The sequence below is a fragment of the Nocardia sp. NPDC051756 genome (genome assembly GCF_040681495.1).
Lineage (GTDB): Bacteria > Actinomycetota > Actinomycetes > Mycobacteriales > Mycobacteriaceae > Nocardia.
This window is the reverse complement of sequence record NZ_JBFAYV010000001.1, coordinates 731,643-757,929: the sequence shown is the minus strand read 5'-3', so window position 1 is coordinate 757,929 and position 26,287 is coordinate 731,643. Positions and strand designations below refer to the sequence as shown.

General features: G+C 67.4%; 34 protein-coding genes. 5 read left to right on the top strand and 29 right to left on the bottom strand.

The window, feature by feature from the left end:
• Positions 1-30: 30 nt before the first annotated feature.
• Positions 31-264, bottom strand: a complete 234-nt coding sequence (locus AB0M22_RS03675) for a DUF397 domain-containing protein (RefSeq protein ID WP_364721642.1) — start codon at positions 262-264, stop codon at positions 31-33.
• 296 nt (positions 265-560) lie between these two features.
• On the opposite strand from AB0M22_RS03675, the gene AB0M22_RS03670 reads away from it, so the two are divergent.
• On the top strand, positions 561-881 hold the full coding sequence (locus AB0M22_RS03670; protein WP_364720586.1) for a hypothetical protein: 321 nt from the start codon (positions 561-563) through the stop codon (positions 879-881).
• 109 nt (positions 882-990) lie between these two features.
• On the opposite strand, the gene rlmN is transcribed toward AB0M22_RS03670, so the two are convergent.
• Positions 991-2,100, bottom strand: coding sequence for a 23S rRNA (adenine(2503)-C(2))-methyltransferase RlmN (rlmN, locus tag AB0M22_RS03665; RefSeq protein ID WP_357378409.1), 1,110 nt, complete (start codon positions 2,098-2,100; stop codon positions 991-993).
• Between the two features lie 125 nt (positions 2,101-2,225).
• Between rlmN and AB0M22_RS03660 the strand changes: the two genes are divergently transcribed.
• The gene (locus tag AB0M22_RS03660) at positions 2,226-2,600 is read left to right on the top strand and encodes a lipopolysaccharide assembly protein LapA domain-containing protein (RefSeq protein ID WP_364720583.1); all 375 of its coding nucleotides are present in this window, start codon (positions 2,226-2,228) and stop codon (positions 2,598-2,600) included.
• Between the two features lie 27 nt (positions 2,601-2,627).
• Here the strand turns inward: AB0M22_RS03660 and AB0M22_RS03655 are convergent, their stop codons facing one another.
• From AB0M22_RS03655 to AB0M22_RS03620, 8 genes are all read right to left on the bottom strand, one after another.
• The gene (locus AB0M22_RS03655) at positions 2,628-3,359 is read right to left on the bottom strand and encodes a hypothetical protein (RefSeq protein ID WP_364720580.1); all 732 of its coding nucleotides are present in this window, start codon (positions 3,357-3,359) and stop codon (positions 2,628-2,630) included.
• Positions 3,356-4,042: a hypothetical protein gene (locus tag AB0M22_RS03650; RefSeq protein ID WP_364720578.1), complete on the bottom strand. Its 687-nt coding sequence runs from the start codon at positions 4,040-4,042 to the stop codon at positions 3,356-3,358. The genes AB0M22_RS03655 and AB0M22_RS03650 overlap by 4 nt, the downstream gene beginning before the upstream one ends.
• A 52-nt stretch (positions 4,043-4,094) precedes the next feature.
• Positions 4,095-4,937, bottom strand: coding sequence for a phosphatidate cytidylyltransferase (locus AB0M22_RS03645; RefSeq protein ID WP_364721640.1), 843 nt, complete (start codon positions 4,935-4,937; stop codon positions 4,095-4,097).
• Positions 4,938-5,273: 336 nt separating this feature from the next.
• Positions 5,274-5,831, bottom strand: a complete 558-nt coding sequence (gene frr / locus AB0M22_RS03640) for a ribosome recycling factor (protein WP_150405675.1) — start codon at positions 5,829-5,831, stop codon at positions 5,274-5,276.
• Between the two features lie 50 nt (positions 5,832-5,881).
• The gene (gene pyrH / locus AB0M22_RS03635; protein WP_150405586.1) at positions 5,882-6,610 is read right to left on the bottom strand and encodes a UMP kinase; all 729 of its coding nucleotides are present in this window, start codon (positions 6,608-6,610) and stop codon (positions 5,882-5,884) included.
• A 257-nt stretch (positions 6,611-6,867) separates the two neighbouring features.
• The gene (gene tsf / locus AB0M22_RS03630) at positions 6,868-7,692 is read right to left on the bottom strand and encodes a translation elongation factor Ts (RefSeq protein WP_364720574.1); all 825 of its coding nucleotides are present in this window, start codon (positions 7,690-7,692) and stop codon (positions 6,868-6,870) included.
• Positions 7,693-7,793: 101 nt separating this feature from the next.
• Positions 7,794-8,684, bottom strand: coding sequence for a 30S ribosomal protein S2 (gene rpsB / locus AB0M22_RS03625; RefSeq protein ID WP_364720572.1), 891 nt, complete (start codon positions 8,682-8,684; stop codon positions 7,794-7,796).
• A 389-nt stretch (positions 8,685-9,073) separates the two neighbouring features.
• The gene (locus tag AB0M22_RS03620; RefSeq protein ID WP_364720569.1) at positions 9,074-9,475 is read right to left on the bottom strand and encodes a hypothetical protein; all 402 of its coding nucleotides are present in this window, start codon (positions 9,473-9,475) and stop codon (positions 9,074-9,076) included.
• Positions 9,476-9,479: 4 nt separating this feature from the next.
• On the opposite strand from AB0M22_RS03620, the gene AB0M22_RS03615 reads away from it, so the two are divergent.
• Both AB0M22_RS03615 and AB0M22_RS03610 read left to right on the top strand, forming a co-directional pair.
• Entirely contained in the window at positions 9,480-9,962 is a 483-nt protein-coding gene (locus tag AB0M22_RS03615) for a peptidoglycan DD-metalloendopeptidase family protein (protein WP_364720567.1), read from the top strand.
• Between the two features lie 150 nt (positions 9,963-10,112).
• Positions 10,113-10,631 (top strand): DUF1990 domain-containing protein, encoded by a 519-nt coding sequence (locus tag AB0M22_RS03610; RefSeq protein ID WP_364720565.1) that lies wholly within the window; start codon positions 10,113-10,115, stop codon positions 10,629-10,631.
• Between the two features lie 87 nt (positions 10,632-10,718).
• On the opposite strand, the gene AB0M22_RS03605 is transcribed toward AB0M22_RS03610, so the two are convergent.
• The 7 genes from AB0M22_RS03605 to AB0M22_RS03575 form a co-directional block, all read right to left on the bottom strand.
• Positions 10,719-11,084: a hypothetical protein gene (locus tag AB0M22_RS03605; RefSeq protein ID WP_364720562.1), complete on the bottom strand. Its 366-nt coding sequence runs from the start codon at positions 11,082-11,084 to the stop codon at positions 10,719-10,721.
• Positions 11,085-11,140: 56 nt separating this feature from the next.
• Positions 11,141-13,057, bottom strand: coding sequence for an alkyl sulfatase dimerization domain-containing protein (locus tag AB0M22_RS03600; protein WP_364720560.1), 1,917 nt, complete (start codon positions 13,055-13,057; stop codon positions 11,141-11,143).
• A 132-nt stretch (positions 13,058-13,189) separates the two neighbouring features.
• On the bottom strand, positions 13,190-13,498 hold the full coding sequence (locus AB0M22_RS03595) for a DUF202 domain-containing protein (protein ID WP_364720558.1): 309 nt from the start codon (positions 13,496-13,498) through the stop codon (positions 13,190-13,192).
• The gene (locus tag AB0M22_RS03590; RefSeq protein ID WP_364720555.1) at positions 13,495-13,860 is read right to left on the bottom strand and encodes a DUF202 domain-containing protein; all 366 of its coding nucleotides are present in this window, start codon (positions 13,858-13,860) and stop codon (positions 13,495-13,497) included. The genes AB0M22_RS03595 and AB0M22_RS03590 overlap by 4 nt, the downstream gene beginning before the upstream one ends.
• Positions 13,857-14,030: a hypothetical protein gene (locus AB0M22_RS03585; RefSeq protein ID WP_364720552.1), complete on the bottom strand. Its 174-nt coding sequence runs from the start codon at positions 14,028-14,030 to the stop codon at positions 13,857-13,859. The genes AB0M22_RS03590 and AB0M22_RS03585 overlap by 4 nt, the downstream gene beginning before the upstream one ends.
• 149 nt (positions 14,031-14,179) lie before the next feature.
• Positions 14,180-14,911 (bottom strand): acetoacetate decarboxylase family protein, encoded by a 732-nt coding sequence (locus tag AB0M22_RS03580; protein ID WP_364720549.1) that lies wholly within the window; start codon positions 14,909-14,911, stop codon positions 14,180-14,182.
• 94 nt (positions 14,912-15,005) lie between these two features.
• The gene (locus AB0M22_RS03575; RefSeq protein WP_364720547.1) at positions 15,006-15,752 is read right to left on the bottom strand and encodes a TetR/AcrR family transcriptional regulator; all 747 of its coding nucleotides are present in this window, start codon (positions 15,750-15,752) and stop codon (positions 15,006-15,008) included.
• 54 nt (positions 15,753-15,806) lie between these two features.
• Here AB0M22_RS03575 and AB0M22_RS03570 point away from each other — a divergent pair, with 54 nt between their 5' ends.
• A complete protein-coding gene (locus AB0M22_RS03570) occupies positions 15,807-17,267 on the top strand; it encodes an MFS transporter (protein ID WP_364720545.1) in 1,461 nt (486 codons plus the stop codon).
• 84 nt (positions 17,268-17,351) lie between these two features.
• Here the strand turns inward: AB0M22_RS03570 and AB0M22_RS03565 are convergent, their stop codons facing one another.
• From AB0M22_RS03565 to AB0M22_RS03510, 12 genes are all read right to left on the bottom strand, one after another.
• The gene (locus AB0M22_RS03565; RefSeq protein WP_364720542.1) at positions 17,352-18,275 is read right to left on the bottom strand and encodes a tyrosine recombinase XerC; all 924 of its coding nucleotides are present in this window, start codon (positions 18,273-18,275) and stop codon (positions 17,352-17,354) included.
• 48 nt (positions 18,276-18,323) lie between these two features.
• Positions 18,324-18,758, bottom strand: a complete 435-nt coding sequence (locus AB0M22_RS03560; RefSeq protein WP_364720540.1) for a PIN domain-containing protein — start codon at positions 18,756-18,758, stop codon at positions 18,324-18,326.
• Positions 18,755-18,994: a ribbon-helix-helix protein, CopG family gene (locus tag AB0M22_RS03555; RefSeq protein ID WP_364720538.1), complete on the bottom strand. Its 240-nt coding sequence runs from the start codon at positions 18,992-18,994 to the stop codon at positions 18,755-18,757. Before AB0M22_RS03555 ends, AB0M22_RS03560 begins: the two co-directional genes overlap by 4 nt.
• 64 nt (positions 18,995-19,058) lie before the next feature.
• Complete coding sequence (dprA, locus tag AB0M22_RS03550; RefSeq protein WP_364721638.1) at positions 19,059-20,207, bottom strand: DNA-processing protein DprA; 1,149 nt, start codon at positions 20,205-20,207, stop codon at positions 19,059-19,061.
• 86 nt (positions 20,208-20,293) lie between these two features.
• Positions 20,294-21,802, bottom strand: coding sequence for a YifB family Mg chelatase-like AAA ATPase (locus AB0M22_RS03545; RefSeq protein WP_364720536.1), 1,509 nt, complete (start codon positions 21,800-21,802; stop codon positions 20,294-20,296).
• Positions 21,802-22,158: a YraN family protein gene (locus AB0M22_RS03540; RefSeq protein WP_364720533.1), complete on the bottom strand. Its 357-nt coding sequence runs from the start codon at positions 22,156-22,158 to the stop codon at positions 21,802-21,804. Before AB0M22_RS03540 ends, AB0M22_RS03545 begins: the two co-directional genes overlap by 1 nt.
• A gap of 140 nt (positions 22,159-22,298) precedes the next feature.
• Positions 22,299-22,604, bottom strand: coding sequence for a DUF2469 domain-containing protein (locus AB0M22_RS03535; RefSeq protein WP_011210678.1), 306 nt, complete (start codon positions 22,602-22,604; stop codon positions 22,299-22,301).
• Between the two features lie 46 nt (positions 22,605-22,650).
• Positions 22,651-23,457 (bottom strand): ribonuclease HII, encoded by an 807-nt coding sequence (locus AB0M22_RS03530; RefSeq protein ID WP_364720531.1) that lies wholly within the window; start codon positions 23,455-23,457, stop codon positions 22,651-22,653.
• Positions 23,458-23,485: 28 nt separating this feature from the next.
• On the bottom strand, positions 23,486-24,247 hold the full coding sequence (gene lepB, locus AB0M22_RS03525; RefSeq protein ID WP_364721636.1) for a signal peptidase I: 762 nt from the start codon (positions 24,245-24,247) through the stop codon (positions 23,486-23,488).
• An 81-nt stretch (positions 24,248-24,328) separates the two neighbouring features.
• Positions 24,329-25,078, bottom strand: a complete 750-nt coding sequence (lepB, locus tag AB0M22_RS03520; protein ID WP_364721634.1) for a signal peptidase I — start codon at positions 25,076-25,078, stop codon at positions 24,329-24,331.
• Positions 25,079-25,179: 101 nt separating this feature from the next.
• Positions 25,180-25,521: a 50S ribosomal protein L19 gene (rplS, locus tag AB0M22_RS03515; protein ID WP_029893064.1), complete on the bottom strand. Its 342-nt coding sequence runs from the start codon at positions 25,519-25,521 to the stop codon at positions 25,180-25,182.
• A gap of 163 nt (positions 25,522-25,684) precedes the next feature.
• Positions 25,685-26,251 (bottom strand): helix-turn-helix domain-containing protein, encoded by a 567-nt coding sequence (locus AB0M22_RS03510; RefSeq protein WP_364720528.1) that lies wholly within the window; start codon positions 26,249-26,251, stop codon positions 25,685-25,687.
• Between the last annotated feature and the right edge of the window lie 36 nt (positions 26,252-26,287).

Sequence of the window (26,287 nt, the reverse complement as noted above, 5' to 3'; positions counted from 1 at the left end):
ACGTCCCAGTAGCCACACCAACGAAATACTTTACCGCATCAGGCCATCGAAACAGCCGTTCTTGATCGCCCCGACGAACGCATCGAACTCCGTGCGGCCAAACGTCAGCACCGCTCCTCGTGGGTGCCGCGAATTGCGCAATCCGATCCGATCTGCCGAAAGCTGCGCCACCTCAACACAATTGCCGTGCGGACCACTGTATGAGCTCTTCCGCCAGACGATTTCGCTCGAAGGTAGCTCGTGCGCCGCAGTTCTCTCCGACATGACACTCTCGACTTTCTGGTTAACGCCGCTCACCAAACAATGTACACGCCAACGCACGTGCGAATGTACGTGCGTTCGCAGGTGCAGACGCAGGTGCCGTTGCATCTGCGCGCCGGGTCTGAAACACTGTGATCGCCCAAATCGCCCCGTTCGGGGCATGCAGCGTGAGCAGCCGAACGCTGTTGCACCACAGAAGGACACGGCATGGATCGTCTCGACGAACAGGCGGCTGAATCGCCTCCTGCCCCGGAGACCGATGTCGATCCGCGGGTGCGCTGCCGCCGAGGAGAATCGCAATGAGACGCAGAGGGCTGCGCACGACCACAACGGCCGATGGCCGCAAAGCCGCTGAATGGCAGCTGGTTCGGCGACGCCCGTGGATTCTGCGGATAACGCTGTTCAGCGACCCTGGCCCTGCGGTCGAATGGCCGGACAAGCCGCTGCCGTTGGCCCAGCCCGGAACGATCGTCTTCGATAGCGACACATCCTCGCTGGATCTCGCCGACGCGCGGGAGAAGCTGCCGCAGCATCAAGACCTGTGGAATGCCGTGCAACACGAGTTCTGGACAACCCTGTTCGATTCCAGCGAGCTCCACGCGACCGCAGGCGACGCATAATGAATCCGGCTGCAGCAGAAACTGTTCCACGCCACGGGATGATCATCGGTATCGCGGATCAGCGCCCATCATCGGTCTGATCGTCGCCCGGCTAAACCCGAACCAGGAACTACCCTTCGGCTGCCAATTGTCCGCAGGCGGCGGCGATTTCTTGGCCGCGGGTGTCGCGGACTGTGCACGGGACGCCTTGGGCGTTGACGCGGCGAACGAATTCGGCCTCAACGGGTTTCGGGCTCGCGTCCCATTTGCTGCCGGGGGTCGGGTTCAGCGGGATCACGTTGACGTGCACGCGGGAACCCAGCGCCTTGTGCAGTTTCTGGCCGAGCATGTCCGCGCGCCAGGGCTGGTCGTTGATGTCGCGGATCAGCGCGTACTCGATCGAGACTCGGCGACCGGACTTGTCGGCGTAGTAGCGGGCGGCGTCGAGGACCTCGGCGATCGGCCAGCGGTTGTTGACCGGGACCAAGGTGTCGCGGAGTTCGTCGTCGGGGGTGTGCAGGGAGACGGCGAGGGTGACGGAGAGGTCTTCGTCGGCCAGTTTGCGGATCGCGGGGGCCAGGCCGACGGTGGAGACGACCACATTGCGCTGGGAGATGCCGAAACCGTCCGGCGACGGGGAGGTGATGCGGCGGACCGCGGCGACCACCCGCTTGTAGTTGGCCAGGGGTTCGCCCATGCCCATGAAGACGATGTTGGACAGGCGGCCGGGGCCGCCGGCGACCTCACCGTCACGCATCGCGGCGGCCGCGGCGCGGACCTGGTCGACGATTTCGGCGGTGGACAGGTTGCGGTTCAATCCGCCCTGTCCGGTCGCGCAGAACGGACACGCCATGCCGCAGCCGGCCTGGCTGGAGATGCAGAGGGTGGCGCGGTCGGGGTAGCGCATGAGCACGCTCTCCAGCAGGGTGCCATCACCCGCACGCCACAACGTCTTTCGCGTCTCGCCCGCATCGCAGGCGACGTGCTTGACCACGGACATGAGCGGCGGGAACAGCGCCTCGCCGATCTTTTCGCGCACCGGCGCGGGCAGGTCCGTCATCTGTTCCGGGTCGGCTTGCAGCCTGCCGTAGTACTGGCGGGCGATCTGGTCGGCGCGGAACTTGGGCAGTCCCAGCTCCTCGATGGCTGCCCGCCTGCCCTCGGCGTCGAGGTCGGCGAGGTGCCGAGGCGGCATGCCACGGCGCGGAGCATCGAAAACGAGGGGCAGGGAGACGGTCATAGTTCCTCCATTCTCCCATCTGGGCGAATGTGCCGCACACCCGCCCGTACGCCCGGGCCTCGACATGACCAGTTCGTTGCAAGGAAATACGTGTAACTGTCATAGCAGTGGGCAATGATCGGGATATGTCCACCAATGCTGACCACCTGTCGGATCCCGATCCGGCCTTCCCGGACGAGCCGATGACCAAGGCTCCCCCGGCGACCACCCCGCCCGCCACCACCGCCCCGCCTGCCGTCCCCGCCGCCAAGCATCGCCAGTCGCTGTCCTCCCGGACCGGCAACACCTGGATCGGGCTGATCGCGGGCGCACTGATCCTGATCGTGCTGCTGGTCTTCATCCTGCAGAACCTCGACCAGGTTCAGGTCGGCCTGTTCTTCTGGCACTTCTCGCTGCCCCTCGGCGTCGCCGTCCTGCTGTCGGTAATCGGCGGCGCGCTGGTGATGGCCCTGGTCGGCGGAGTCCGCATCCTCCAACTGCGCCGAGCCGCCAAGAAGTAGGTCACCGCGCCTGGCGACCGACGACCGTCAGGCGCGGAGAGCCCGGACGAGCGCACGAATCCGGGCTGGGTTTCCGTTCCAATTGCGCAGTGCGCGTCCCGGCTGATCGAAGTGCTTGCGCAGCAGCCCGAGTGCTTCGGTGAAGGTAGTGCCGCTCGGCCATTCGGACTGTTCCGCGTAGCCGCACTCCAACAGCCGGGCGATATCTTCCGCATCGCGCGGCGCTAGTCGCTGCCCGTAGGCGAACACCTTGATGCAGATGGCAGTCGGTATGTCGGGGATCGCGATCCGAGCGGCAAGCTGAGTGCCGTCGGTCAGCGTGGCATCGAGGCCGATCCATACCGGGTCCCTGGCCAGCGCGACGTGCAGCGCGGGAATTCCGTCGACGGCGATCGGCCCGGCGTCGAGGTCGGGCACGTGCCGATTGGTGCACGAAGGAGCCAGCAAGTCGATCGTCGCGGCGGTTCCGGCGACCGATCGCTCGAAACGATTTCCGGATCGCGGATTGTCGTAGCCCAGCTCGCGCAAGCTGTCCAACAGGACACCGTCGCGAATGGCGACCAGCTCGACCGCGAGGTCGGCATCCCGGGTGGCACGCAGCGGGATCGAAACCCCACTGCGCAGGACGTGCAGGTTGACCATGTGCCCACCGACCACCGTCCACGACTCCAGCGCCCGCGAGACGAGCGCGGCATCGGCCAGGGCTCGATACGCGCCATCCTCGGCCCGCGAACCGCTGTAGACCGCAAGGTCTTTCACGCGGCGCGCTCGAGCTCGGCGCGGGCGCTGAGGAAGCGTTCTTCGAGCTCGGCGACGGCCTCGGCGGCGTCGGGTTTATTGCCGATGAGCATGTGCCTGGCCACCTCGATGACCGGTGCCAGCGGCCACACCTGGGCCTGGAGTCCGCCCATCGCGGCGGCCAGCGCCGCGTCGAGGCGCCAGCCGGGTGGGGATTTGCCGATAGTTACCACCAGGCTCGCATCGGATGGATCCGTGTCGACCGGGACGAAACCGGCCTCATCCAACTCCAAACGCGCGTCGGCGTGCAGCACGACGATCTCCGGAATTCGCCACGGAGCGATTCGGTCGGCCGCCCAGTCACCGCATACGTGAAGTGAAACCCGCTGGGCGGCGGCCCGTTCCAGTGCGAGTTCGATCTGCCTCGGGCCGTTGTCCAGGCTGTACCAGGCCTCCACCGTGGTCACCCTGGGCGGGCGAGCGGTGACGAGGTGATCGAAGACCGCGCGGGGACGCAGCACCCGCCAGCCCTCGGCGCAGCGCTCGGTCCAGCCGCGGGTATCCGCGATCGCCATGATCTGCGAGACCCGGGCCTGGGTGACGCCGGTGGCCGCGGCGATATGGACCTGGCGTTGCGGCGCGGGACTGCCGAGCAGATACGACAGCACCGCTACCTCGGCGTGCGACAGTCGGAACTGGGCCATGTGGCGAGTATAAATTTTTGCCAGCTGTCCGGCAAATATTTATAGTGCCTGGTCAGAGGAGGGTGGAGAGGACCAGCCAGGAGACGAAGGCGGAGGGGAGCATGGAGTCGAGGCGGTCCATGATGCCGCCGTGGCCGGGGAGCAGGGTGCCCATGTCCTTGATGCCGAGTTCGCGCTTGATCTGGGATTCGATCAGGTCGCCGCAGGTGGCGACGAGGACGAGGCCGACGCCGAGGACGACGCCGATCATCGAGTTGGCGTCGAGCAGCAGGGTGACGGTGAGCAGGCCGCCGATGACGCTGAAGACTAGCGAGCCGCCGAAACCCTCCCAGGATTTCTTCGGGCTGATCGACGGCACCATCGGATGCCTGCCGAACAGCACCCCGGCGACGTAGCCGCCGACGTCGGAGCAGACGACCAGGATCATGAAGGTCAGCACCCGCAGGTTGCCGTCGGGTTCGAGCAGCAGCAGCGTCGCGAACGAGGCGAGCAGCGGGATCCAGGCCAGGGTGAAGATGGCAATGGCGGTGTCGCGCAGGAAGTTTCGCGGCGCGGTTTGCAGTCCATGATCGAACAGCCGCCACACCATGCAGGTCAGCGCGGTCGCGGCGAAGGCCCCGGCGACACCGCTGGCGCCGTACGGCCAGCCGAGCCAGAACACGGCCTGACCACCGACGATGAGCGGAATCCGCGGCACCAGAACGTCGGCCTCGCGCAGCCGCTTGGCGACCTCCCAGGTGGCGACGCCCACCGCGACGCCGACGACACCGATGAACACCTTCGGCACGAACAGCAGAATCGCGATCAGCGACAGCCCGAGCCCGAAGCCGACGGCGAGCGCCGCGGGCAGGTTCCGCCCCGCGCGCGAACCGGCCGGCGGGGTCGCGGCGAGCACTGCGTTGGGACCGTGCGCCTCCGGATCGTGCTCGGCGGCTGAGACGGCCGGAACCGCCTGCTCGGTCGCGGCGGACGCCCACGCGGCACCATCGGCGGCCGGAGCGTCGTGCACGGACGCCGCAGCCGAGGCTAAAGGCTCGTAACCCGATGCTCCCGCATCGGGCACGTGCTCTTGCCTCGCATCAGCTGTGCCGTTCACCGGCCTCGGCTCCTCAGCCGCACCGGTCGCGGCGGCGTTCTCGGCCACGATTGTCCCGTCGCTCAACTCGTCGTTCCGTTCGTCCCCCGCCCGGGCGGGCCTGCTGCGTCGATCGGCGGCGCGCCGCCGTCAGCGTCAGACCTCGAGCAGTTCAGCTTCTTTGTGTTTGACCAGTTCGTCGATCTGGCCGACGTACCTGGCGGTGGTCTTGTCGAGGTCCTTCTCGGCACGCCCGACCTCGTCCTCACCCGCCTCGCCATCCTTCTGGATGCGCGACAGTTCGTCCATGGCTTTGCGGCGGACATTGCGGATCGACACCTTGGCGTCCTCCCCCTTGCCCTTGGCCTGCTTGGCCAGCTCGCGGCGACGCTCCTCGGTCAGCTGCGGCACCGAAATGCGAATGATGTCACCGTTGTTGGTGGGGTTGACGCCGAGATCGGAGTTGCGGATCGCGGTTTCGATCGCGCCGAGCTGCGCCTGCTCGTACGGCTTGATCACGACCATGCGCGGCTCCGGCACCGTGATGCTGGACATCTGGGTGATGGGGGTGAGCGAGCCGTAGTAGTCCACGACGATCCGAGTGAACATCCCCGGGTTGGCGCGTCCGGTGCGGATGCCCGCGAGATCGTCCTTCGCTACCGTGACAGCCTTTTCCATCTTCTCCTCGGCGTCGAAGAGCGCTTCTTCAATCACGACCGTTTCCTCCACAGCGTCGTCATCGTCATGATCCGCGGGTCGCGGGGTCAGGACCGAACCAATGTGCCGATCTTCTCACCGGCGACCGCTCGGGCGATATTGCCCTTGGTCAACAAATTGAACACCAGCATCGGCATCTGGTTGTCCATACAGAGACTGAAGGCGGTCGCGTCGGCGACCTTGAGCCCCTTCTCGATGACCTCTTTGTGGGTGATCTCGGAGTACATGGTGGCGTCTTCGTCGACCTTGGGATCGGCGGTGAACACGCCGTCGACCGCCTTGGCCATCAGCACCACCTCGGCGCCGATCTCCAGGGCGCGCTGGGCAGCCGTGGTGTCGGTAGAGAAGTAGGGCATGCCCATGCCTGCGCCGAAGATGACCACGCGGCCCTTCTCCAGGTGGCGCTTGGCGCGCAGCGGCAGGTACGGCTCGGCGACCTGACCCATGGTGATCGCGGTCTGCACCCGGGTCTCGATTCCCTGCTTCTGCAAAAAGTCTTGCAGCGCAAGGCTGTTCATCACGGTGCCGAGCATGCCCATGTAGTCCGAGCGGGCGCGTTCCATGCCGCGCTCCTCCAGCTCGGCGCCGCGGAAGAAGTTGCCGCCGCCGATCACCACGGCCACCTGCACGCCGGTCGCGACGACCTCGGCGATCTGCTCGGCGACCGTCTCCACCACGTCGGGGTCGAGCCCGACCCGGCCGCCGCCGAACATCTCGCCACCTAGCTTGAGAAGCACCCGGCGATATCCTGGGCGATCGATCCCCGGGTCCGTCATGGGTGTTCTTCTCCTTCGGCGGTCAACGTTGTTCTCGGCAGGCAAGTGCGTCAAAGAATTCGGCAGCTCGGAAAGGCTCCTCAACACGGAGCGGCCCCTATCCTGCCCTATGTGTGTTCGGCGGCATAAGAAGACCCCCCGTCAACCGGCAAATCGGTCGACAGGGGGTCTGCTCGCTATGGTGCTGTGAGTGCGGCTAGACCCGGTCCCGCGCGTCTCGATCCCGGCGGGTGCCGGGATGACCGCGCGGGGCGCGATCAGTTGGAGCCGACCTCGAAGCGGGCGAAGCGGGTCACGGTGACCCCGGCCTCGTCCAGCAGGGCCTTGACGGTCTTCTTCGAATCGGTGACCGACGACTGCTCGAGCAGCACGACGTCCTTGAAGAAGCCGTTGACCCGGCCCTCGGTGATCTTCGGCAGTGCGGCTTCGGGCTTGCCCTCTTCGCGCGCGGTCTGCTCGGCGATGCGGCGCTCGTTCTCCACGATGTCGGCCGGAACCTCGTCGCGGGTCACGTACTTCGCCTTGAGCGCGGCCACCTGCATGGCGGCGGCACGCGCGGCGTCGGCCGCCGCGTCACCCTCGCCCTGGTACTCGATCAGCACGCCGACAGCCGGCGGCAGATCCGAGGCACGCTTGTGCAGGTAGGTGGCGACCGGGCCGTCGAGCGAGATGACGCGACGCAGCTCGAGCTTCTCGCCGATCTTCGCGGCAAGCGCCTGCACGGCCTGATCGGCGGTCTGGCCGCCGAGGTCGATGGCCTTGAGCGCGTCCAGGTCGGCGGGCTTGGCAGCCGCGGCGGCAGCCACGATCTGGTCGGCCAGCGCCTGGAACTCCGCGTTCTTCGCGACGAAGTCGGTCTCGGAGTTGATCTCGACCATGACGCCGCCCTTGGCGGTGACCAGGCCCTCGGCGGTGGTGCGCTCGGCACGCTTGCCGACGTCCTTGGCGCCCTTGATGCGCAGGATCTCGACGGCCTTCTCGAAATCGCCGTCGGTCTCGGCCAGCGCGTTCTTACAGTCCATCATCCCGGAGCCGGTGAGCTCCCGGAGCCGCTTCACATCGGCAGCGGTGTAGTTCGCCATCGGTGGCGAGCCTCCTTCGGAGAAAGTTCTGGAAATACTGGGCAGCGGTGATCACCATCGCACGCGATCATGATCACCGCTGGAACAGCGGGTTACGAGACTCAGGCCTCGGCCGGGGTCTCCACAGCGGCAACCTCGACAGGCGCCTCTGCCGGTGCTTCGGCCGGAGCCTCAGCAGGGGCCTCGGCGGCGGCTTCGGCAGGGGCCTCGGCGGCCGGTGCGGCAGAAGCGAGCAGCTCCTGCTCCCACTCGGCCAGCGGCTCGCCCGCGCCCGCTTCCGGCTTGTCGTCACCGGAGGACAGGCCGGCCCGCGCCTGCACGCCCTCGGCCACCGCGGAGGCAACGACCTTGGTCAGCAGAGCGGCGGAACGGATCGCGTCGTCGTTACCCGGGATCGGGTAGTCGACCAGGTCGGGGTCGCAGTTGGTATCCAGGATCGCGATGACCGGGATGTTCAGCTTGCGCGCCTCGCCGACGGCGATGTGCTCCTTGTTGGTGTCGACGACCCAGATGGCCGAGGGCACCTTGGCCATGTCGCGGATACCGCCGAGGGTGCGGTCCAGCTTGTTCATCTCACGCGTGAGCATGAGGATTTCCTTCTTGGTGCGACCCTCGAAGCCACCGGTCTGCTCCATGGCCTCGAGCTCCTTGAGGCGCTGCAGGCGCTTGTGCACGGTGGAGAAGTTGGTGAGCATGCCACCCAGCCAGCGCTGGTTGACGTAGGGCATCCCGACGCGAGTCGCCTCGGCCGCGATCGACTCCTGGGCCTGCTTCTTGGTGCCGACGAAGAGAACGGTGCCACCGTGGGCGACAGTCTCCTTGACGAACTCGTAGGCCTTGTCGATGTAGGTCAGCGTCTGCTGCAGGTCGATGATGTAGATGCCGTTGCGGTCGGTGAAGATGAACCGCTTCATCTTCGGGTTCCAGCGCCGTGTCTGGTGCCCGAAGTGCGCGCCGCTGTCCAGCAGCTGCTTCATTGTTACGACAGCCATAGCTCCCGTATCTCTCTTTCGTTTGCCGGTTGACGCAACGAATCGGTGACTCGTTGCCCTGGCGCCTCCGAACCGTCGGACCCGACCTCGAGGGTGGGGACCAGCCGACGACTCCCTGCTCCGCACAGGCTCTGCCGCGAACCGAAAACTGATGAACTCGATTCGAACAGCGCCGTTGCGAACAAGCACGGGGTGGCGCGCGAAGTCGGTCCGTGCACGCACAGACCGCTCGATCAGTCTACGGGGTAGGGGGCTCAGCTTCTAAATCGGCCTGTCAGGGGGTACGCGAGGGTGGTTGCGGCGGGTGGAACGGGAGATGTCCACAGTTGAGAAAGTTGTCCACAATCGGGGTGGTGGGGGTTCCGCGGGCGGGCCGGGCGGATGAGGCTTCATGGCATGCCTTCGAATCCGATTTCTTCGATGATCACGCTGGCCATACCGCTTTTCTTCGTGCTTGCCGTGTTGACGGCTCCGCCGGTCGCGGGTGCGCGGGAAGCGGCGAGACCGGAGCCCGCGGGTTCGATCGGCGGGTGGCTGTGGCACGAACCCGTGCCCGGGGCGTGCACGGGTTCGTTCTGCGGGTTGGTGCGTCCGGCGCCGTTGCGGGTGGCGGACGGAGTTTCGCCGCTCGATCCGGAGTTTTGCGAATATGTCGGGCCCGCACCGTTTTTCATGTCGCCGAGTGATTCCGAGTTCTGCGGGCTGCTCGCGCCGGCTCCGTTGGCGTTGCCGTCGGTGGCCGAGTGATGCCGGGTGATGTCGCGGAACTGGGCGCGTTCGAATGTCGTCACCGCGGTGCTCGTGGGGCTCGTGCTGACCGGTGCGGAACCGGTGGCGGCGACGCCCGTCGGACAGTTCGGCTGGCCTTTACAGCCGCGGCCGACCGTATTGCGACGGTTCGACAAGCCTGCGCAGGATTGGCTGCCGGGACATCGCGGAGTCGATCTGGCTGCGGCGGCGGGGCAGGCGGTGCTGGCGGCCGGGGACGGGATCGTGGTGTTCGCGGGGACGGTGGCCGACAAGCCGGTGGTGTCGATCGACCATCCGGGTGGGCTGCGGACGACGTATGAGCCCGTGCGTGCCGAGGTTGCGGTCGGGCGGCGGGTCGGGCGAGGTGCCCGGATCGGCACCGTGGCGGCCGGGCATGAAGGGTGCGGGACTTGTCTGCACTGGGGGCTGCGGAGTGAGGGTGGCGGTCGGCGGCGACGGGAGTATCTGGATCCGCTGGGTCTGCTCCACTTCACTCCTCTGCGGCTCAAGCCGGTCGCGCCGGCCTGAACTGTTCGCGTCGGTAGCCGACGTTCCGCTACCCGGCCGCGGTTCCGCCTCTCTCCGGATCACATCGAGACGAGGCGGGGCGCGCGGCGTGTCGAAACAGACGCGGCGGATTGCTTCCCAATGGCGTCGGGTGCGGGTGAAGATCGGGAGATGGAGCAAGCGCCAGGCGATCCGCCGTTCACGTATTCGGAAGTCGGTGCGACGACCAGTGAATTGCCGGAGGGGTATCACCGGTTTCGGTTGCGGCGGCGGATCGGGCATGGACGGGCGTTGTTCGAGCATGCCGGCGCGGAGATTCTGAACTATCGGATGCAGAAGGGCACCGGGATCTTTCATGACGCGTCGACCGTGAAGGCCGAGCCCGGTACGCGTTTGACGGTGCGGCTCGGGGTCGGGCCGTTGGCGATCATCGCGCCGTGCCGGGTGGTGTACGTGCTGGCCGCGCCGAACCAGCGCGGGTTCGCCTACGGGACGTTGCCGGGGCATCCGGAGATCGGCGAGGAATTGTTCGCTGTCGAGTACGACCCGGCCGACGAATCGGTGTACGGCATCGTGACCGCGTTCTCGCGGCCCGGGACCTGGTACACCAAGCTCGGCGGGCCCGTGGTGCGCGTCATCCAGCGCTTCTTCGCCGGGCGGTATATCAAGACCCTGCCCACGTCGGTGTGAATCGGACCGGCGGCACATCGCGAATCACGGTGTCCGTCAAGCAGATATGACACTCGACAGACATCGTCGGATAGCTACTTCTTCGGTCTAGAGCAGGTCGGCCAGCGCCTTGGCCTGCGCACGCAAGTCCTCGGCATGTTCCGCCCGCCCGTGTCCGTCGTACTCCTCGGCGACCGTGTGGCGTTCGGCGATCTCGGCACGCACGATCTGCTCGATGTCGCTGTCGGTCAACTCGCGGCGGGCGACTTCGGCGACACCGAGGCCGACCGGGCTGCTCTCCACCGAACCGGCCCGGTGCTCGCCGACGTCGACGGCTTCCGCGTTGTCGATGGCGCCCAAGGTGGACCGCAGGGCGGTGATCGCCTGACGGTCACGGGACTTCATCGCAACGGACAGCGCGGCGCGCAGGCGCTCGCGCAGCGGCGGCCGATCGGCCGAGGGTTCGGTTGACATGTGCACCACCGTAAGGAGGGTCGGTTTCGGAGTCGAACAGTTTTCCGGCAGGCGGACTACCCGAGCGTGCCGCGCGGGGTGACGATGGTGAAATCCGGGTCCGGCGAATCGAATACACCGACCAGCTCGGCCAGCTTGGTGACGTCGCCGTCGATCAGGATGTCGCCCGCGGCGGCCGCCACCCCGAAATCCTCACCCGCCAGCAGCACTCGAATGAGCGTCGCCTTGCTCAGCGTGAAGACCGCGTCGGGCTCCGGCAGCGGCACCCCGTCCGGCCGGGCGTAGTGGGTCAGCCGTCCGTTGCGCAGTTCGAGACGGTGGACGCGATCCTCGTCGTTGATCTGCCAATCCGCGACGACCCGCTGGTTCCACGCCTTCGGTCCGTCGACGCGCAGCGCCATGGCGTCGAAGACCTGCTCCACGGTCAGCGCGGCGAGCATGGACGGCGCGTTGGCTTTGGTCGGTGTGCCGAACGAGCCGTAGCGCAGTTCGTAGGCGCCGCTGAGATAGAAGTTGCGCCACGTCGCGTTCTCCGCGCCGTAGCCGAGTTGCTCGAATGTGCTGGCCTGCAACGCTTTCGCGGCATCGTTGGTGGGATCAGCGTAGATCACGTAGTTGACCACCTGCGCCACCCACCGGTAGTCACCCGCGTCGTAGGACTTGCGCGCCTTGCGCAGCACCTCCTCGGCGCCGCCCATGAATTCCACGTGCCGCATGGCGGATTCGACCGGCGGGTGCTCCCACAGATGGGCGGGGTTGCCGTCGAACCAGCCCATGTACCGCTGGTAGATGGCTTTGACGTTGTGGCTGACCGACCCGTAGTACCCGTGCGTGTGCCAGCTGCCCTCGACCGCCGAGGGCAGCGTGATCATTTCGGCGATCTCGGCGCCGACGTATCCCTGGTTCAGCAGCCGCAAGGTCTGGTCGTTCAGATATCCGTATAGATCACGTTGCAGCGCAAGGAATTCCACCAGTCGATCGGTGCCCCAGGTCGGCCAGTGATGGGAGGCGAACACCACATCGGAGCGGCGCGCGTACAGGTTGATCGCCTCGGTCAGGTACTTCGCCCAGATGTGCGGGTCGCGCACCAGCGCACCGCGCAGGGTGAGCAGGTTATGCAGGGTGTGCGTGGCGTTTTCGGCCATGCACAGGGCGCGGTGATCGGGGAAGTAGAAGTTCATCTCGGCGGGCGCTTCGGTGCCGGGGGTGATCTGGAAGACGATCCGGATCCCGTCGACCGTCTCCTCCTGCCCGGTCGCGGTGATGTCGACGGTCGGCGGGATCAGGGTGATCGTGCCGATCGAATTGGTCTGTCCGAGACCGGCGCCCACCGCGCCGAGCGGGCCGCGTGGCAGCACCGCGCCGTACATGTAGCCGGCCCGGCGCGCCATCGCGGTGCCCGCGTAAACGTTCTCGGCCACCGCGTGTTCCAGGAACCCCGCCGGGGCCAGGATCGGACAACGCCCTGCCTCGACCTCTTCGGTGGTCGTCACGCCCAGCACGCCGCCGAAATGGTCCACGTGCGAATGGGTGTAGATGACGCCGGTCACCGGGCGGTCGCCGCGATGCGCTCGATACAACGCCAGTCCGGCCGCCGCGGTCTCCGCGGAAACCAGCGGATCGATCACGAGCACACCGGTTTTGCCCTCGACGAGGGTCATGTTGGACAGGTCGAGTCCGCGAATCTGATAGATCCCGTCGGTGACCTCGAACAGTCCCTGCTTCACGACCAGGCCGGACTGCCGCCACAGGCCGGGATTGACCGAGGCGGGGCAGGGTTCGTGCAGGAAGTCGTAGGAATCGTTGTCCCACACCACGCTTCCGTCTTCGGCGGTCACCACGCCGGGCTCGAGCGCGGCGATGAACCCGCGATCGGCGTCCTCGAGGTCGGCGGTGTCGGCGAACGGCATTGCCGCGGCGGCACGCTGCTGTTCTGCGACGATGAAGTCGCTCGGCTCGGTCGCGGTGCTCATGCCCGCACCTCGCCGCTGCTCGGCTCCGGCATGCGCGACGCACACTGGCCCACGATTCGCTCACTTCGCTCACGTCGTTCGCTCATGTCGTCCTCCTGGGAGTCGGTGCAAAGTTGCTGTGCCGGTGAGGGTCTAGGGCACTGGGTCGGTGAACTCGATGCCTACCGCGATCACCGCAACGGACACCACGGCCGCGGTCGCCGCGGCGACGACCCAGCCGCCGTGACTGTGGCGCCCCTCGTGCAAGCTGCGGTTGCGCAGGTAACTCAGGCCGGCCAGCGCCGCCATGGCGATCGCCGCGCCGATCGGCGCGATCAACGCGGGACGCCACCCGCTGGTCACGGCGTGGTTCAGGAACAGCGCGCCGGTGATCATCGAGGCCACCGCCGTCCGCCGCCAGGCCAGGGCGGTGCGCTCCGCGGCGAGTCCGGCGCGGCTCATCGCAGCAACACCGCGACACCGGCCAGCACCGAGACGACGGCGATGCCCGCGGACAGGATCGGCACCAGCACCGTGTCGGGCAGCGGCCGCCCCTGCCGCATCGCCACCCCCACCCGCCGCCAATGCGCGTACGCGCCAACGGCAATGACCACCGCGAGCACGAGACAACTCAAGGCGAGCACCCGCCGCACGCCGCCCATCCGGAACGGCTGCACCAACGTATGCACCGCGACTCCACCGGCGAGCAGACCGAGCGACGTACGCATCCACGCCAGGAACGTGCGCTCGTTGGCCAGAGTGAACCGGTAGTCGACCTCTTCTTCCCCGTCCTCCGACTCGGCGTCGGGGCGCGGGAGCGTCATGCCGCCCCGACTCGGGCGGTGGCGGGCTCGGGTGGCTTGTCGGCGCGCAGCGGCGCGCCGAACGGCACGGTCATCACGACGCTCCACGCTACGTCCGGCGGCCGGTAACCGCGTGATTCCGCCAGGCCGTCGCCTGGAGCCAGCAGCGGGCGCTGGTCGTCGGAATTCACGGGCACCTCTCCTATACAGATCGGCTTCGTGTCGCGAGCAAACTGCCCGCTAAGTCACCCTAACCGGCCGTCCTGGGGGCGTCCACGAACCGCGCGGGCCGTGATCATGCGGTTACTCGATGTGTCGTTCCCGCTGGTTGTAGCTGTAACTACACAACGGCCGCGTCTTCGAAGGTCATCGCCAGCCGGGAGATGGTGGAGGTCATGACGGCGCGGTGCGGCAGGCGCAGCGATCGCAGTTCGTCGGCGAGGGGGTGGCCGCCCAGGGCGAGGGTGGCGCCGCCGGGACGGGCGCGCATGCCGGAGGGTTCCATCCGCCATGGCGTGCACCGGGTGACGCCGTCGATGTGCGAGTAGGCGTCGAACGAGGCGGCGGTGTTTCGGCGTTGCGGGGTGGAAATGCCCTGCTGGACGGTCAGATCGACGACGAGCCTGCCGTTCTGGTGCAGCGCGCCGTGGCGCGGTCCGGCGTCGTGCCGCACGGTGAAATCGGCGAGTTCCTTGGGGAATCCCCAGATTCCGCGACCGGCCGCAAGGGTGAAGTCGCCGTCGACCGGCAGTCGATGGATGAACACTCCGGCCCGGCTCGTGGCCAAGGCGCGGAGGTCGCCGAAACGCTCGGCCGGGTCGGCGGTGTGGTGCCGGACCATGAACGAGACGCCGAACTCGTTGTACGGGCCGAGATCACCGTCGACGTACTCGACGAAGACGAGCGAGCACATCGCGCGACCGCCCGGCAGTCGCAGCACCCGCAGTCCGGAGTAGTCGATCACCTGCTGCGCGGCGTCGGCGGGAACCAGGTAGCTCGCCAGGAACGCCCGCGCGAGGCGGATGCGAACCGGCATGCGAACTTCCCGACCGAGGACGGTGTGGGTGCTCACGCGAACGCCTTCCTGTGCACCCCACGCCGGAACCGTTGAGGTGCACCGCGTCTCCGGGTCTGCGCCCGTCGAAACTAGAACTCGTTCCAGTTTATCAAGACAACCCGGCGTCGGCGTCCCGATCCCCCGATCGTTCCGCGGAACCCTCGGGCAGCCGGTGCTCCAGACCGTCCAGCAGGCACAGCAAGCCGAAATCGAACGCCATCGCCCGCGCCGCGTCGGGGCTGACCGGCGAGAGCGCCCGATAGTCCGACATCATGTCCGGATAGTCCCCGGCCACCTCTTCCATCATCTGCACGATGGAGTCCCGGTTGATATCGACGTCGCCATACGTCTTGGCCCACGCGATCTCCGGCGTCACGATCCCGAGCACGTAGGACATCACCGTCCCGCTGGCGAGGTAGATGTCGATGCCACGGAAGCCCGCGCGGATGTACGCGCGCCGCAGCCGATCGGTGAGCCGCAACGCATTCGGCCCCATGCTGGGCAGTTGGCCGATCAGCGAGGCGCTCCATCCGTGCGCGCGCAGCGTGTCACGGAAGTTGTAGGCGAAGGTCGTCAGCACTTCCCGCCAGGGCGCGTCGTCCGATTCCGGCACCTCGACCATGCCCCAGAACTCGTCGAGCACCAATTCCAGTAGCTCGTCCTTGTTCGCGACATACCAATAGAGGCTGGTCGCGCCCGCGTCGAGCTTGGCGCCGATCTTGCGCATGCTCAACGAATCGAGCCCCTCGGCGTCGAGCAGGTCGACGGCCGCACCGACGATGTGGTCCAGGCGTAACCCCGACGCCTTCGGTTGCCGGGGTTCGCGGAGCCATACCGAGTCGAACTGCTTGGTCACCGGCCAATCTTATATTCATTCGCACACTGTGCGAGTTAATCGTACGCTGTTCGAGTGGAATCGAACGTTGTACGAGACCCTCGCCGTTGGTGGATTCTGGGGGTCCTTTGCCTGTCCTTGCTGGTGCTGATGCTCGACAGCACTGTGCTCAACCTCGCTATCCCGTCGCTGATTCGCGAGCTCGGGGCCACGCCGTCGGACGTGCAGTGGATCCTGGACGGCTACGTGCTGGTCTTCGCCGGACTGCTGCTCACCGCGGGCAGCCTGTCCGACCGATTCGGCAGGCGGCGGATGCTGATCTACGGCTTGGCCGTGTTCGGCGTGGCCTCGCTGGCCGCGGTGCTGGCCACCGAGCCGTGGCATGTCGTCGCCGCGCGGGTGCTGATGGGCGTCGGCGGTTCGCTGCTGATGCCGTCGACCATCTCCATCCTGATGACCACCTTCGCCGAGGACGAACGGCGCAAGGCGATGGCCGCCTGGTCCACCGTGTCGATGGTGGGCATCGTCGCCGGGCCGACGCTGGGCGGCCTGCTGCTACAGCACTATTGGTGGGGCTCGGTGTTCCTGCTGAACATCCCGGTGGCGGCGCTCGCCATCGTCGCGGCGCTGGTGCTGATGCCGGAAACCACCGGTGAGCAGCGGCCGGTCGACCTGGTCGGGGTGCTGTTGTCCATCGTCGCGCTCGTCTCGACGGTCTACGTGATCATCGAGCGGGAGTGGAACATCGGCATGATCGTGCTGGCCGTGCTGACCGCGGTCGGGTTCGTGGTGTGGGAGAGCCGGTCCGAGCATCCGATGCTGCCGCTGGCGGTGTTCCGCAATCGGGACTTCACCGGCACCGCGCTGACGCTGCTGTTGATGGTGTTCGGGATGGGCGCGGTCATGCTGATGCTCACCCAGTATCTGCAATTCGTGCTCGGTTATGGACCGATGAAGGCCGGGTTGGCGCTACTCCCCTACGCCGTGGCGGCCGCCGTGTGCAACGGGCTCGGCGCGACCTTGGGCAAGAAGCTCACCAACAAGACGCTGATCGTGTCGGGTCTGCTGATCATGGGTGGGGCGTTCGCGATCCTCGCGGTCAGTGAGAGTTATGGGTGGATCCTGGTCAGCATGCTGGTCATGGGCGTCGGCGGCGGGTTGGCCGGTCCGGCCGCGTATGCCGCGATCATGAGTGCCATTCCGCTCGAGCATGCCGGCGTCGGTTCGGCGATGAACGACACGTTGCAGCAGGTCGGCATGGCGATCAGCATCGCCATCCTCGGCAGCGTGCTGGCCGGTGTGTTCACCGAGAAGATGCCGGCGGATGTGCCCGAGGCGGCGCGCGAATCCATCGGCGCCGCATTCCAGCTCGGGTTCGCCGAGCCGGCGAAGGTCGCATTCACCGCGGCGATGTCCACGGGTTCGTGGATCAGCGCCGGGTTCTGTGTCGCGGCCGCGTTGCTCGGCCTGACCTTGCTTCGTGCGCGGCGGACACCGGCCGATCAGCCGCAGGAGCCTGTGGTCGAGGTCGGATAAGAACTGGCGTCGTCGCCTCTCCGTGCAGCGCGGAGAGGCGACGATGCTGCCGGACTCGCTGCGTCGCAGACGGATCGAAATACCTCAGGCGCGCGGGTGGGCCTGGTCGTGGACCTTCTTGAGGCGTTCGATCGATACGTGGGTGTAGAGCTGGGTGGTGGCCATGCTGGCGTGGCCGAGGAGTTCTTGGACGACGCGGAGGTCGGCGCCACCTTCCAGGAGGTGGGTGGCGGCGGTGTGGCGTAGGCCGTGCGGGCCCATGTCGGGAGCTCCGGGGATGGATGAGACCACCTCGTGCACAACGGTTCTGGCTTGGCGTTGATCGAGGCGTTTACCGCGGCGGCCGAGGAGGAGGGCGCGGCCGGAGTCCGCCGTCGCGAAGGCGGCGCGGCCGTACTGTAGCCAGTTGCCGATCGCCTCGTCGGCGGGGATGCCGAAGGGGGCCGAGCGTTCCTTGATTCCCTTGCCGAGGACGCGGACCACTCGGCGTTCGCGGTCGACGTCATCGATGTCGAGGCCGCACAGCTCGCTGACTCGAATTCCGGTGGAGTACAACAGCTCCACGATCAACCGGTCCCGCAGGGCCATCGGCTCATGCTGTGCGGCACCGGATTCCGCGGCATCCATCGCGCCGAGCGCCTGCTGGCGGCCGAGCACGGCGGGGAGCACCCGGTGCGCCTTGGGGGAACCGAGCCGCAGTCCCGGATCGACGGGCAGCCGGCCGGTCTGGGTGAGCCAGGCGGTGAAGGTCCGGGCCGAGGAGGCCCGCCGCGCCATCGTGGTCCGCGCGACGCCGGCCTGCGACTGCTGGGCGAGCCAGGAGCGCATCAGCAGCAGATCCAGTTCGCGCACCGCCGAATCCGCCGACCTGGCGTACAGGTGGGCCAGCAGCGAACGCGCGTCGCCGAGGTAGGCGCGCACCGTGTGCGCCGACCGGTTCCGGCCGAGCCGCAGGTGCCTGCTGTACTCGGTCAGCAGCGCTTCCAGGTCCTCGGGCAGTTCTTCCATCTCACCACCGTCCCGACCGTCGTCTCGGTTGGCAAGCCACCGCGCCGGTCATAGGTCGTCCGGCAGCACGCGGAAGCCCTCGGCGCCGGTGAGTGGCCGGATCGCGCGAAAATCCTTGCGGTCCAGGGTCAGGATCACGTCGGTCTCGTATTCGGCGGCCAGCACGACGTTTACCGCGTCGGTGAAGTCGAGTCGCAGATCGGCGTACCGGTCCTGCACCCTGCGCGCCTTGCGCAGGTGCTCGCTCGGCAACGGCGCTACGGCGACGCGGCCGAGCGGTTCCTGGGCGAGCAGCCAGTCGTGGACGACGCCCACTGTGTGCCGGTCGAAGTCTCGGGTCACGATGTGTTCGATTTCGAGTAGCACCAGGGGGCAGACAACCGTCAGCGCCGCCGCGGCCAATGCGGCGCGCGCGCCTTCGTGTTCCGAATGATCGGTGTCGAACGCGGCGACCAGGGCGGAGGTATCGCCGATGACGATCAACTGTTCCGCCGCACGATCTCCTCGTGCACCACCTGGCTCATCTCCTCGGCCGTTCGCGAGGTGCCGGAACTGATCGTCGGGATGTCCCAGTCGTCGTCCCAGCGCTTGGTGCGCAGTGCGGCGATGTGGAACGCCTCGCGGAAAATCTCGGACTCGGGCCTGCCCTCCCGCGCGGCAGCCGCCTTGATGAGGGCCAGGTCCTCTTCGTCGACCATCACTGTCGTCTTTTTCAGCATGGAGGTTATGGTACCTGCACCATACATTTGTGTCAGCTTTCTTTTCTGGGGTGGGTGGCATCGGTCAGGTGTCCTCGGTATGGCGACGAGCGGTCGTTTTCCGGTACCAACCGCCTTCGCTCGTGCCGACGAACTCCGCGAGTTCGAGGGCGGGCAGGGCCGCGCGCACGGCGGGTAGCGACAGTCCGGACTGCTGGGCCAGTTCGCGGGGTGTGCGCGAACCGATCTTCGGGAGCGCGGCGAAGACGAGGGCTTCGTCGCCGGACAGCGAATCCTCGGGGCTGCCGATCGAACCGGGCAGCGGCAAGCGCAGCGGCCCCGCCTCGTCGACGACCTCCTCGGCTCGCGTGACGAGCAAGGCTTCGCCTTCCCGGATCATCCGGTGACAGCCGACGGAGGCCGCCGAGGTGACCGGGCCGGGGACGGCCAGCGCCGGACGGCCCAGGCGCCGTGCCCATTTCACCGTGTTGCGCGCCCCGCTGCGCAATCCCGCCTCGACGACCAGCACGCCGTCGGCCAGCGCGGCGACGAGTCGATTCCGAGCCAGGAACTGGTGTTTGTGCGCGGCGGTGCCCGGCGGATATTCGCTGACCACCAGCCCGGTCTCGGCGATCTCGGCCAGCAGCCGATCGTGTTGCGCCGGATACGGACGATCGATGCCGCAGGCCAGCACCGCGATGGTGGCACCGCCGACGGCCAAGGCCGCGCGATGCGCCATCCCGTCGATCCCGAAGGCCGCGCCGGACACGATCGTCCAGCCTTTCGCCGCGAGATCGCCCGCGATCTCACCGGTGACCTGGTTCCCGTACCCAGTGCAGCACCGGGCGCCCACGACCGCGAGGGCACGGTCACTCGATTCCAGCAGCGACCGCGGACCGCGCACCCACAGCACCAGCGGCACGGCGCCATCCCGGTCGCGACCGGCATCGAGTTGGGCGAGACCCAACAGCCGCCAGGCAGGCCACTCCGGATCATCCGGCGTCACCACCCGCCCACCGATCCGCTCGATCAACTCCAGATCCCGTGCCGCCGAGTCTGTTCCGCGCCGCTGCTCGGTCGGCCCGCGCAACGACTGCGGCAACTCGCACTCGCGCACCGCGCGGGCCGCCTCGATCACTCCGACCGACTCGATCAAGGCCGAGAGCGCCGCACACGGCCCCGCCACCACCCGGGACAGGTACACCCACGCCAGCCGTCGCTCGTAGGCATCCATATCGAACGCCGCGGAGCAGCTTTCCGTCGACCACACCGGCAGCTCGATGCCCCCGCCGTTCGTCGGAGATGGCACCGCCTCCGCGCTCACTGCGCACCACGCTGACGAAAGTTCAATGCCGCCAGCACATCCTGCGCGGTCGGCAAGTCCGCACCACGCAGGTCACTGATCGTCCATGCGACTCGAATGGCCCGATCCGCACCACGCGCGGACATCCGCCCGAGCCGCAACGCCGTCTCGACCGGCGCGATCGCGTCATGCGGTAACCGGAATCGCTGGCGCAGAATATGGCCCGGCACTTCGGCATTGGTCAGCCAGCCGTACTCCTGCCAGCGCCGCACCGCCGCCTGCCGCGCCAGCGCGACCCGATCACGCACCACCGCACTGCTTTCGGCCTTGTCGGTACTGAACGCGGCCCCGGACTGCCCGCGCATCTGCACCCAGATATCGATCCGATCCATCAACGGCCCGGACAGTTTCCCGAGATAACGTCGCCGGGCAAGCGGCGCACAGATGCAGTCGACGTCCCGGGCCGGCGCGCACGGGCACGGATTGGCGGCCAGGACGAGCTGGAATCGCGCCGGATACCGGGCCACACCGTCGCGGCGCGCGATGCGAACTTCGCCCTCCTCCAATGGAGTTCGCATCGCCTCCAGCACCTTGGCGCCGATCTCCGCGCACTCGTCGAGAAAGAGCACCCCGCGATGCGCCCGGCTCACGGCACCAGGTCGCGCGGTGCCCGACCCACCACCGACCATGGCGGTCACCGACGTCGAATGATGCGGCGCGACGAACGGCGGCATCGTGATGAGCGGATGATCGCCGGACAACACGCCCGCCATGGAGTGGATGGCGGTCACCTCTAGCGACTCGGCCTCCGACAACGGCGGCAACAACCCCGGAAGCCGTTGCGCCAACATCGTTTTCCCGATCCCCGGCGGCCCGGTGAGCAGCAGATGATGCCCGCCCGCCGCGGCCACCTCCAACGCCCAGCGGGCCTCGTCCTGCCCGACCACCTCACTCAGATCGCCGCCGGACCGCACCGGCTCCGGCATCCGCCCGGTCGGCTCGCACAGCGAGCCTTCCCCACGCAACCACGCCACCACCGTGCGCAGGCTCGCCGCCCCGAAAACCGCTATCCCATCCACCAATCCGGCCTCGGCCAGCGCCGATTCCGGCACCACGACCGCAGGCCACCCCGCATTGCGGGCGGCGATCACCGCGGGCAGGATGCCGCGCACCCGCCGAACCCGCCCGTCCAACGCGAGCTCGCCGAGCAACACCGTCTTCGCGAGCCGCTCGGACGGAACCGCCCCCGACGCGTCGAGTACCGAAATCGCCAGGGCCAGATCGTAAACGCTGCCGATCTTCGGCAACGTGGCCGGCGAGAGCGCCAGAATGACCCGCCCGTCCGGCCACTTCTCCCCCGAGTTCGCCACCGCCGAGCGAACCCGATTCCGCGACTCCTGCAACGCCGTATCCGGTAGCCCCACCAGGTGCACCGAGGGCAATCCCTGCCCGATGTCGGCCTCGATCTCGACCAGCAGCCCGTCCACGCCGGTGACCGCGACCGAATGGGCCCGGCCGAGGGCCATCAGAACACCGCCTTGAGATGATCGATGACCGGCTCGTGCCCGCGGGCCAGCAGCACGGAGACGACGTCGAACCGGATCTGCCGCCACGGACCTTCTTGATCGGCCAGCCACAGCAGGGACAGCCGCCGGATCCGCTGCTGTTTGACGAAGGTGACCGACTCGGCCGGCGTCCCGAACCCGAGCCCCGATCGGGTTTTGACCTCCACGAACGCGGTGACCCCGGCGTCCCGGACGACCATGTCCAGTTCACCGTATCTGCATCGCCAGTTCCTGCTGACGATCTCGATCCCCGCTGCCTCGAGGAACCGTGCCGCCAGTTCTTCCCCACGCGCGCCGAGCGCCCTTTTATCCGTCACTCGGCCAATGTGCCCGGCGGCTCAGCGCGGCCTCGTCCGCCGACCTGGGCAAATACCGCCCTTGGGGATAGCCGAGCCCCTGTGCACAACTTCCGGTGAGCAGCTATCCGGGGCCACCGGATTGTCGGTGGACCGTGCTACTACTCCGGCAGGCGTAGGTCCGGCTTCTCCAGCTCTTCGATGTTGACGTCCTTGAAGGTGATCACACGGACGTGCTTGACGAAGCGGGCCGGACGGTACATGTCCCACACCCAGGCATCGCTCATCCGAACCTCGAAATACACCTCACCGTCGGCGTTCTGCGGGCGCAACTCCACGGAGTTGGCCAGGTAGAAGCGGCGCTCGGTCTCCACCACGTACGAGAACTGACCGACGATGTCTTTGTACTCTCGGTACAGCGAGAGCTCCATCTCGGTTTCGTACTTCTCGAGGTCCTCGGCACTCATCGGGTGGGACGTCCTCCTTCTCGCCGCGCTGCGTCGTGTGCTGACATCATCGCGCATGGGTAGCGCCGGTAGCCACTCGGCTATCCGGACGCCCGTCTTGGAACTCATCGGACATCATCGGGGTCTCCTCGCCGGAGAGCATCACATCCGCCGCTTCGGCCACCGCGGAGACCGGTCGCAGGCCCTCGACCTCGCGCACGTTGCGCCAGGAACGCCGGTGCTCGTCGCTGGGCCCGAGCCTGCGCAAGGCGGCGAGGTGGTCGGGCGTGTTGTAGCCCTTGTGGCCGGCGAATCCGTAACCGGGGAACCGTTCGTCGAGATCGACCATCATCCGATCCCTGGTGACCTTCGCCAGGATGCTGGCGGCGGCGATGCAGGCCGCGGCCGCGTCACCGCCGATCACCGGCAGCGACGGCGCGGGGATGCCGGGCACCCGGAATCCGTCGGTCAGTACATATCCCGGTGTCTCGCCGAGCCCGGCGACCGCGCGGCGCATGCCCTCGATATTGGCGACGTGGATGCCGATCGAGTCGATCTCCCAGGCCGGGATCACCACGACATTCCAGGCCAGCGACAGCCGGACGATGACCGGGTACAGCTCTTCCCGGACCGCCTCGGTGAGCTTCTTGGAGTCGTCGAGCCCGGCCAGCTTGTCGTAGGCCTTGGGCGCGGGCAGGCAGGCCGCGACGACCAGCGGTCCCGCGCACGGCCCGCGGCCCGCCTCGTCGACGCCGGCGACCGGGCCGAGCCCGCTGCGGATCAACGCCGCTTCGAGCGTGCGTAACCCACCCGCCTTTCGCATCACCACGCGCGGCGGCCACCCATTGCTCTGTACCACTCGGCTCTGCCCCACCGTCCAATTATGCTGCGGCCGCTGATGATCAGTTCGCTTGGGCGTTCTGTGAGCGGACCGGACCGATCCGGCTCGGCGGCCAGATCTTGAACACGGCCTTGCCGCGGACGTTGTCCACCGGGACGGTGCCTTGCAGTTCATCGGTGATGTGGGCGCGCGAATCGGCAGACTCGTTGCGGTTGTCGCCCATCACCCACAGATGCCCCTCGGGCACCTTGACCGGCTTGAACTCGCGCCCGCCGCCGGGGCCGTAGGGCTGACCCGGGACGTACGGGAGCAGATAACGCGCGTATGGCTCGTCGAGCGGCTTGCCGTCGACCAAGACCCGGCCCTGCGCGTCGCAGCACTGCACGGTCTGACCGCCGACCGCGATCACCCGCTTCACCAGATCGTTCTCGTCCGGCGGCACCAGGCCGAAGAAGGAGAAGAAGTTCTGCACCCCGCGTGCGACGGCGTTGTCCGAACGGATCGACTGGTAGTGCGTGTTCCAAGACGGCGGGCCGACGAACACGACGACGTCACCGGGCTGCGGATCGCCCCAGTAGTAGCTCAGTTTCTGCACGTAGATGCGGTCGCCGGTGCACCCGGCGCAGCCGTGCAGCGTGGTCTCCATCGATTGCGACGGAATCACGTAGGGGCGTCCGACGAAGGTGACCATCAGCGCCGCGATCACCGCCGCGATGACGACGAGGATCGGCAGCTCCTGCCAGAACGGCCGCTGTTTCTTCTCGCGTCGCCGCCTGCTGCGCCGCGGTTGCACCCGCTCGTCGTCCGAATCGGACACCGACACCGACCCACTTTCGTCTGCCACGCCGAACAGATTAGCCCGGCACCCTGAGACTCGGCTGACGCCGGGCGATCGGCGTCCACACTAATTCGATTGTGGATTCTCCGATCGCACCGGCCCGATCCGGCTCGGCGGCCAGATCTTGAACACCGCTTTGCCCCGGACGTTGTCGACGGGGACGGTCCCGTGCAGCTCGTCGGTGATGTGCGCGCGCGAGTCGCGTGAGTTGTTGCGGTTGTCGCCCATCACCCACAACGAGCCGTCGGGCACCTTGACCGGCGCGAACTCGCGGCCGCCGCCGGCGCCGAAGGGCTGGCCCGGCTTGTACGGGAGGGTGTAGCGGGCGTACGGCTCGTCCAACGGCTTGCCGTCGACCAGAACCCGGCCCTGCGCGTCGCAGCACTGCACGGTCTGGCCGCCGACCGCGACCACGCGCTTGACCAGATCGTTCTCGTCCGGCGGCACGATCCCGAAGAACGAGAAGAAGTTCTGCACCCCGCGGACGACGGTGTTCTGCGAACGCGTCGACTGGAACGTGTCGTTCCACGACGGCGGCCCGACGAACACGACGACGTCGCCCGGCTGCGGATCACCCCAGTAGTAGCTCAGTTTCTGCACGTAGATGCGGTCGCCCGTGCACCCGGCACAACCGTGCAACGTGGTCTCCATCGACTCCGACGGGATCAGATACGGACGCCCCACGAAGTTGACCATCAACGCGGCGATGACCGCGGCGATCACGATGAGGATCGGCAGTTCCTGCCAGAACGGGCGCTGCTTCTTCGCCCGCCGGCGCCTGCCGCGACGCCCTCCCCCGTGGTCGGCCGATTCCATCGAGGACGCGCTGTGGTCTGTCACACCGAAAACAGTAGCCCGGCAGCGGAACTGAGTTCCGCGGCCGGGCTACCAGACGCTCTGTCGTGCGAAAAGCTAGATCAGCGCTTTTCCTTGATCTTGGCGGCCTTGCCGCGCAGATCGCGCAGGTAGTACAGCTTGGCGCGGCGGACGTCACCGCGGGTGACGACCTCGATGTGGTCGATGTTCGGGGTGTGCACCGGGAAGGTGCGCTCCACGCCGACACCGAAGGACACCTTGCGGACCGTGAAGGTCTCGCGGATGCCACCGCCCTGGCGTCGGATGACGACGCCCTTGAAGACCTGGATGCGCTCCTTCGAGCCTTCGATGACCTTTACGTGCACATTGAGGGTGTCGCCCGGCCGGAAGTCGGGGACGTCGCTGCGCAGCGACTTCTCGTCGACGAAGTCAAGGGTGTTCATTTCCATCCTTATGGGTTCGCGCGAACAGAGGACCCTGGCGGCACTTCGCGTGCTCGGCCGGTTCATGCTCCGATTCAAGGGGATGCGCCTGGTGCACAACTCGCCCAGGGCAACCTGAGTATTGTGCCAGATCAGCGGGTCGCCGGAAAAATCGGCCCCCGGATCAGGCCGGGGCCTCGGGTACCGCGAACAGGCGAACGCTCATCGGTTGCGCGCCCTCGGGTGCGTCCTCGCGGGCGGCGCCGTGCCGGGCGAGCAACGCTTTGTACTCCGCGACGAACGCTACCACCTGGTCTTTTGTCATATAGGTTCCGGTGCGCTGCACCTGCGCCCAGCCGTCCGGGCCCGCCCATTCGCGCACCGCTCGCAGGTACAGCTCGATGTCGCGGCCGGATTTCAGCCGGCCGAGATGCTCGGCCGCCGCGTATTCGGCCGGCGCCATGGTCGCCGGATCGGGCGTGGTGTGTTCGAACGGCAGCGACTTCCACCAGCGCTCGCGGCCCGTCGACTTCTCCGCGATCTCGGTGATGAGGCCGAGTTCGGCCAGCTTGCGCAGGTGGTAGCTGGTGCTGCCGGTGCTCTCGTCCAGCACCTCGGCCAGGGTCGCCGAGTTCGCTTCGCCGTGTTTGCCCAGGTAGTCGAGGATTCGGCCGCGCAGGGGGTGAGCGAGCGTGCGGTAGAGCGCGGTGCGCTCGGCGCTGGTCATGTCGTCGCTTCTGCGCGGTGCCATGGGGCGAAGAATAGCAAACGATTCTTTGCAAAGAAA

Bases quoted from the DNA above. Each gene is read 5' to 3' on its own strand.
- AB0M22_RS03675 (WP_364721642.1), bottom strand. From the start codon at position 264: ATGTCGGAGAGAACTGCGGCGCACGAGCTACCTTCGAGCGAAATCGTC.
- AB0M22_RS03670 (WP_364720586.1), top strand. From the start codon at position 561: ATGAGACGCAGAGGGCTGCGCACGACCACAACGGCCGATGGCCGCAAA.
- rlmN (WP_357378409.1), bottom strand. From the start codon at position 2,100: ATGACCGTCTCCCTGCCCCTCGTTTTCGATGCTCCGCGCCGTGGCATG.
- AB0M22_RS03660 (WP_364720583.1), top strand. From the start codon at position 2,226: ATGTCCACCAATGCTGACCACCTGTCGGATCCCGATCCGGCCTTCCCG.
- AB0M22_RS03650 (WP_364720578.1), bottom strand. From the start codon at position 4,042: ATGGCCCAGTTCCGACTGTCGCACGCCGAGGTAGCGGTGCTGTCGTAT.
- pyrH (WP_150405586.1), bottom strand. From the start codon at position 6,610: ATGACGGACCCGGGGATCGATCGCCCAGGATATCGCCGGGTGCTTCTC.
- tsf (WP_364720574.1), bottom strand. From the start codon at position 7,692: ATGGCGAACTACACCGCTGCCGATGTGAAGCGGCTCCGGGAGCTCACC.
- rpsB (WP_364720572.1), bottom strand. From the start codon at position 8,684: ATGGCTGTCGTAACAATGAAGCAGCTGCTGGACAGCGGCGCGCACTTC.
- AB0M22_RS03610 (WP_364720565.1), top strand. From the start codon at position 10,113: ATGGAGCAAGCGCCAGGCGATCCGCCGTTCACGTATTCGGAAGTCGGT.
- AB0M22_RS03605 (WP_364720562.1), bottom strand. From the start codon at position 11,084: ATGTCAACCGAACCCTCGGCCGATCGGCCGCCGCTGCGCGAGCGCCTG.
- AB0M22_RS03600 (WP_364720560.1), bottom strand. From the start codon at position 13,057: ATGAGCACCGCGACCGAGCCGAGCGACTTCATCGTCGCAGAACAGCAG.
- AB0M22_RS03595 (WP_364720558.1), bottom strand. From the start codon at position 13,498: ATGAGCCGCGCCGGACTCGCCGCGGAGCGCACCGCCCTGGCCTGGCGG.
- AB0M22_RS03590 (WP_364720555.1), bottom strand. From the start codon at position 13,860: ATGACGCTCCCGCGCCCCGACGCCGAGTCGGAGGACGGGGAAGAAGAG.
- AB0M22_RS03565 (WP_364720542.1), bottom strand. From the start codon at position 18,275: ATGGAAGAACTGCCCGAGGACCTGGAAGCGCTGCTGACCGAGTACAGC.
- AB0M22_RS03555 (WP_364720538.1), bottom strand. From the start codon at position 18,994: ATGCTGAAAAAGACGACAGTGATGGTCGACGAAGAGGACCTGGCCCTC.
- dprA (WP_364721638.1), bottom strand. From the start codon at position 20,207: ATGGATGCCTACGAGCGACGGCTGGCGTGGGTGTACCTGTCCCGGGTG.
- AB0M22_RS03545 (WP_364720536.1), bottom strand. From the start codon at position 21,802: ATGGCCCTCGGCCGGGCCCATTCGGTCGCGGTCACCGGCGTGGACGGG.
- AB0M22_RS03535 (WP_011210678.1), bottom strand. From the start codon at position 22,604: ATGAGTGCCGAGGACCTCGAGAAGTACGAAACCGAGATGGAGCTCTCG.
- lepB (WP_364721634.1), bottom strand. From the start codon at position 25,078: ATGGAATCGGCCGACCACGGGGGAGGGCGTCGCGGCAGGCGCCGGCGG.
- rplS (WP_029893064.1), bottom strand. From the start codon at position 25,521: ATGAACACCCTTGACTTCGTCGACGAGAAGTCGCTGCGCAGCGACGTC.
- AB0M22_RS03510 (WP_364720528.1), bottom strand. From the start codon at position 26,251: ATGGCACCGCGCAGAAGCGACGACATGACCAGCGCCGAGCGCACCGCG.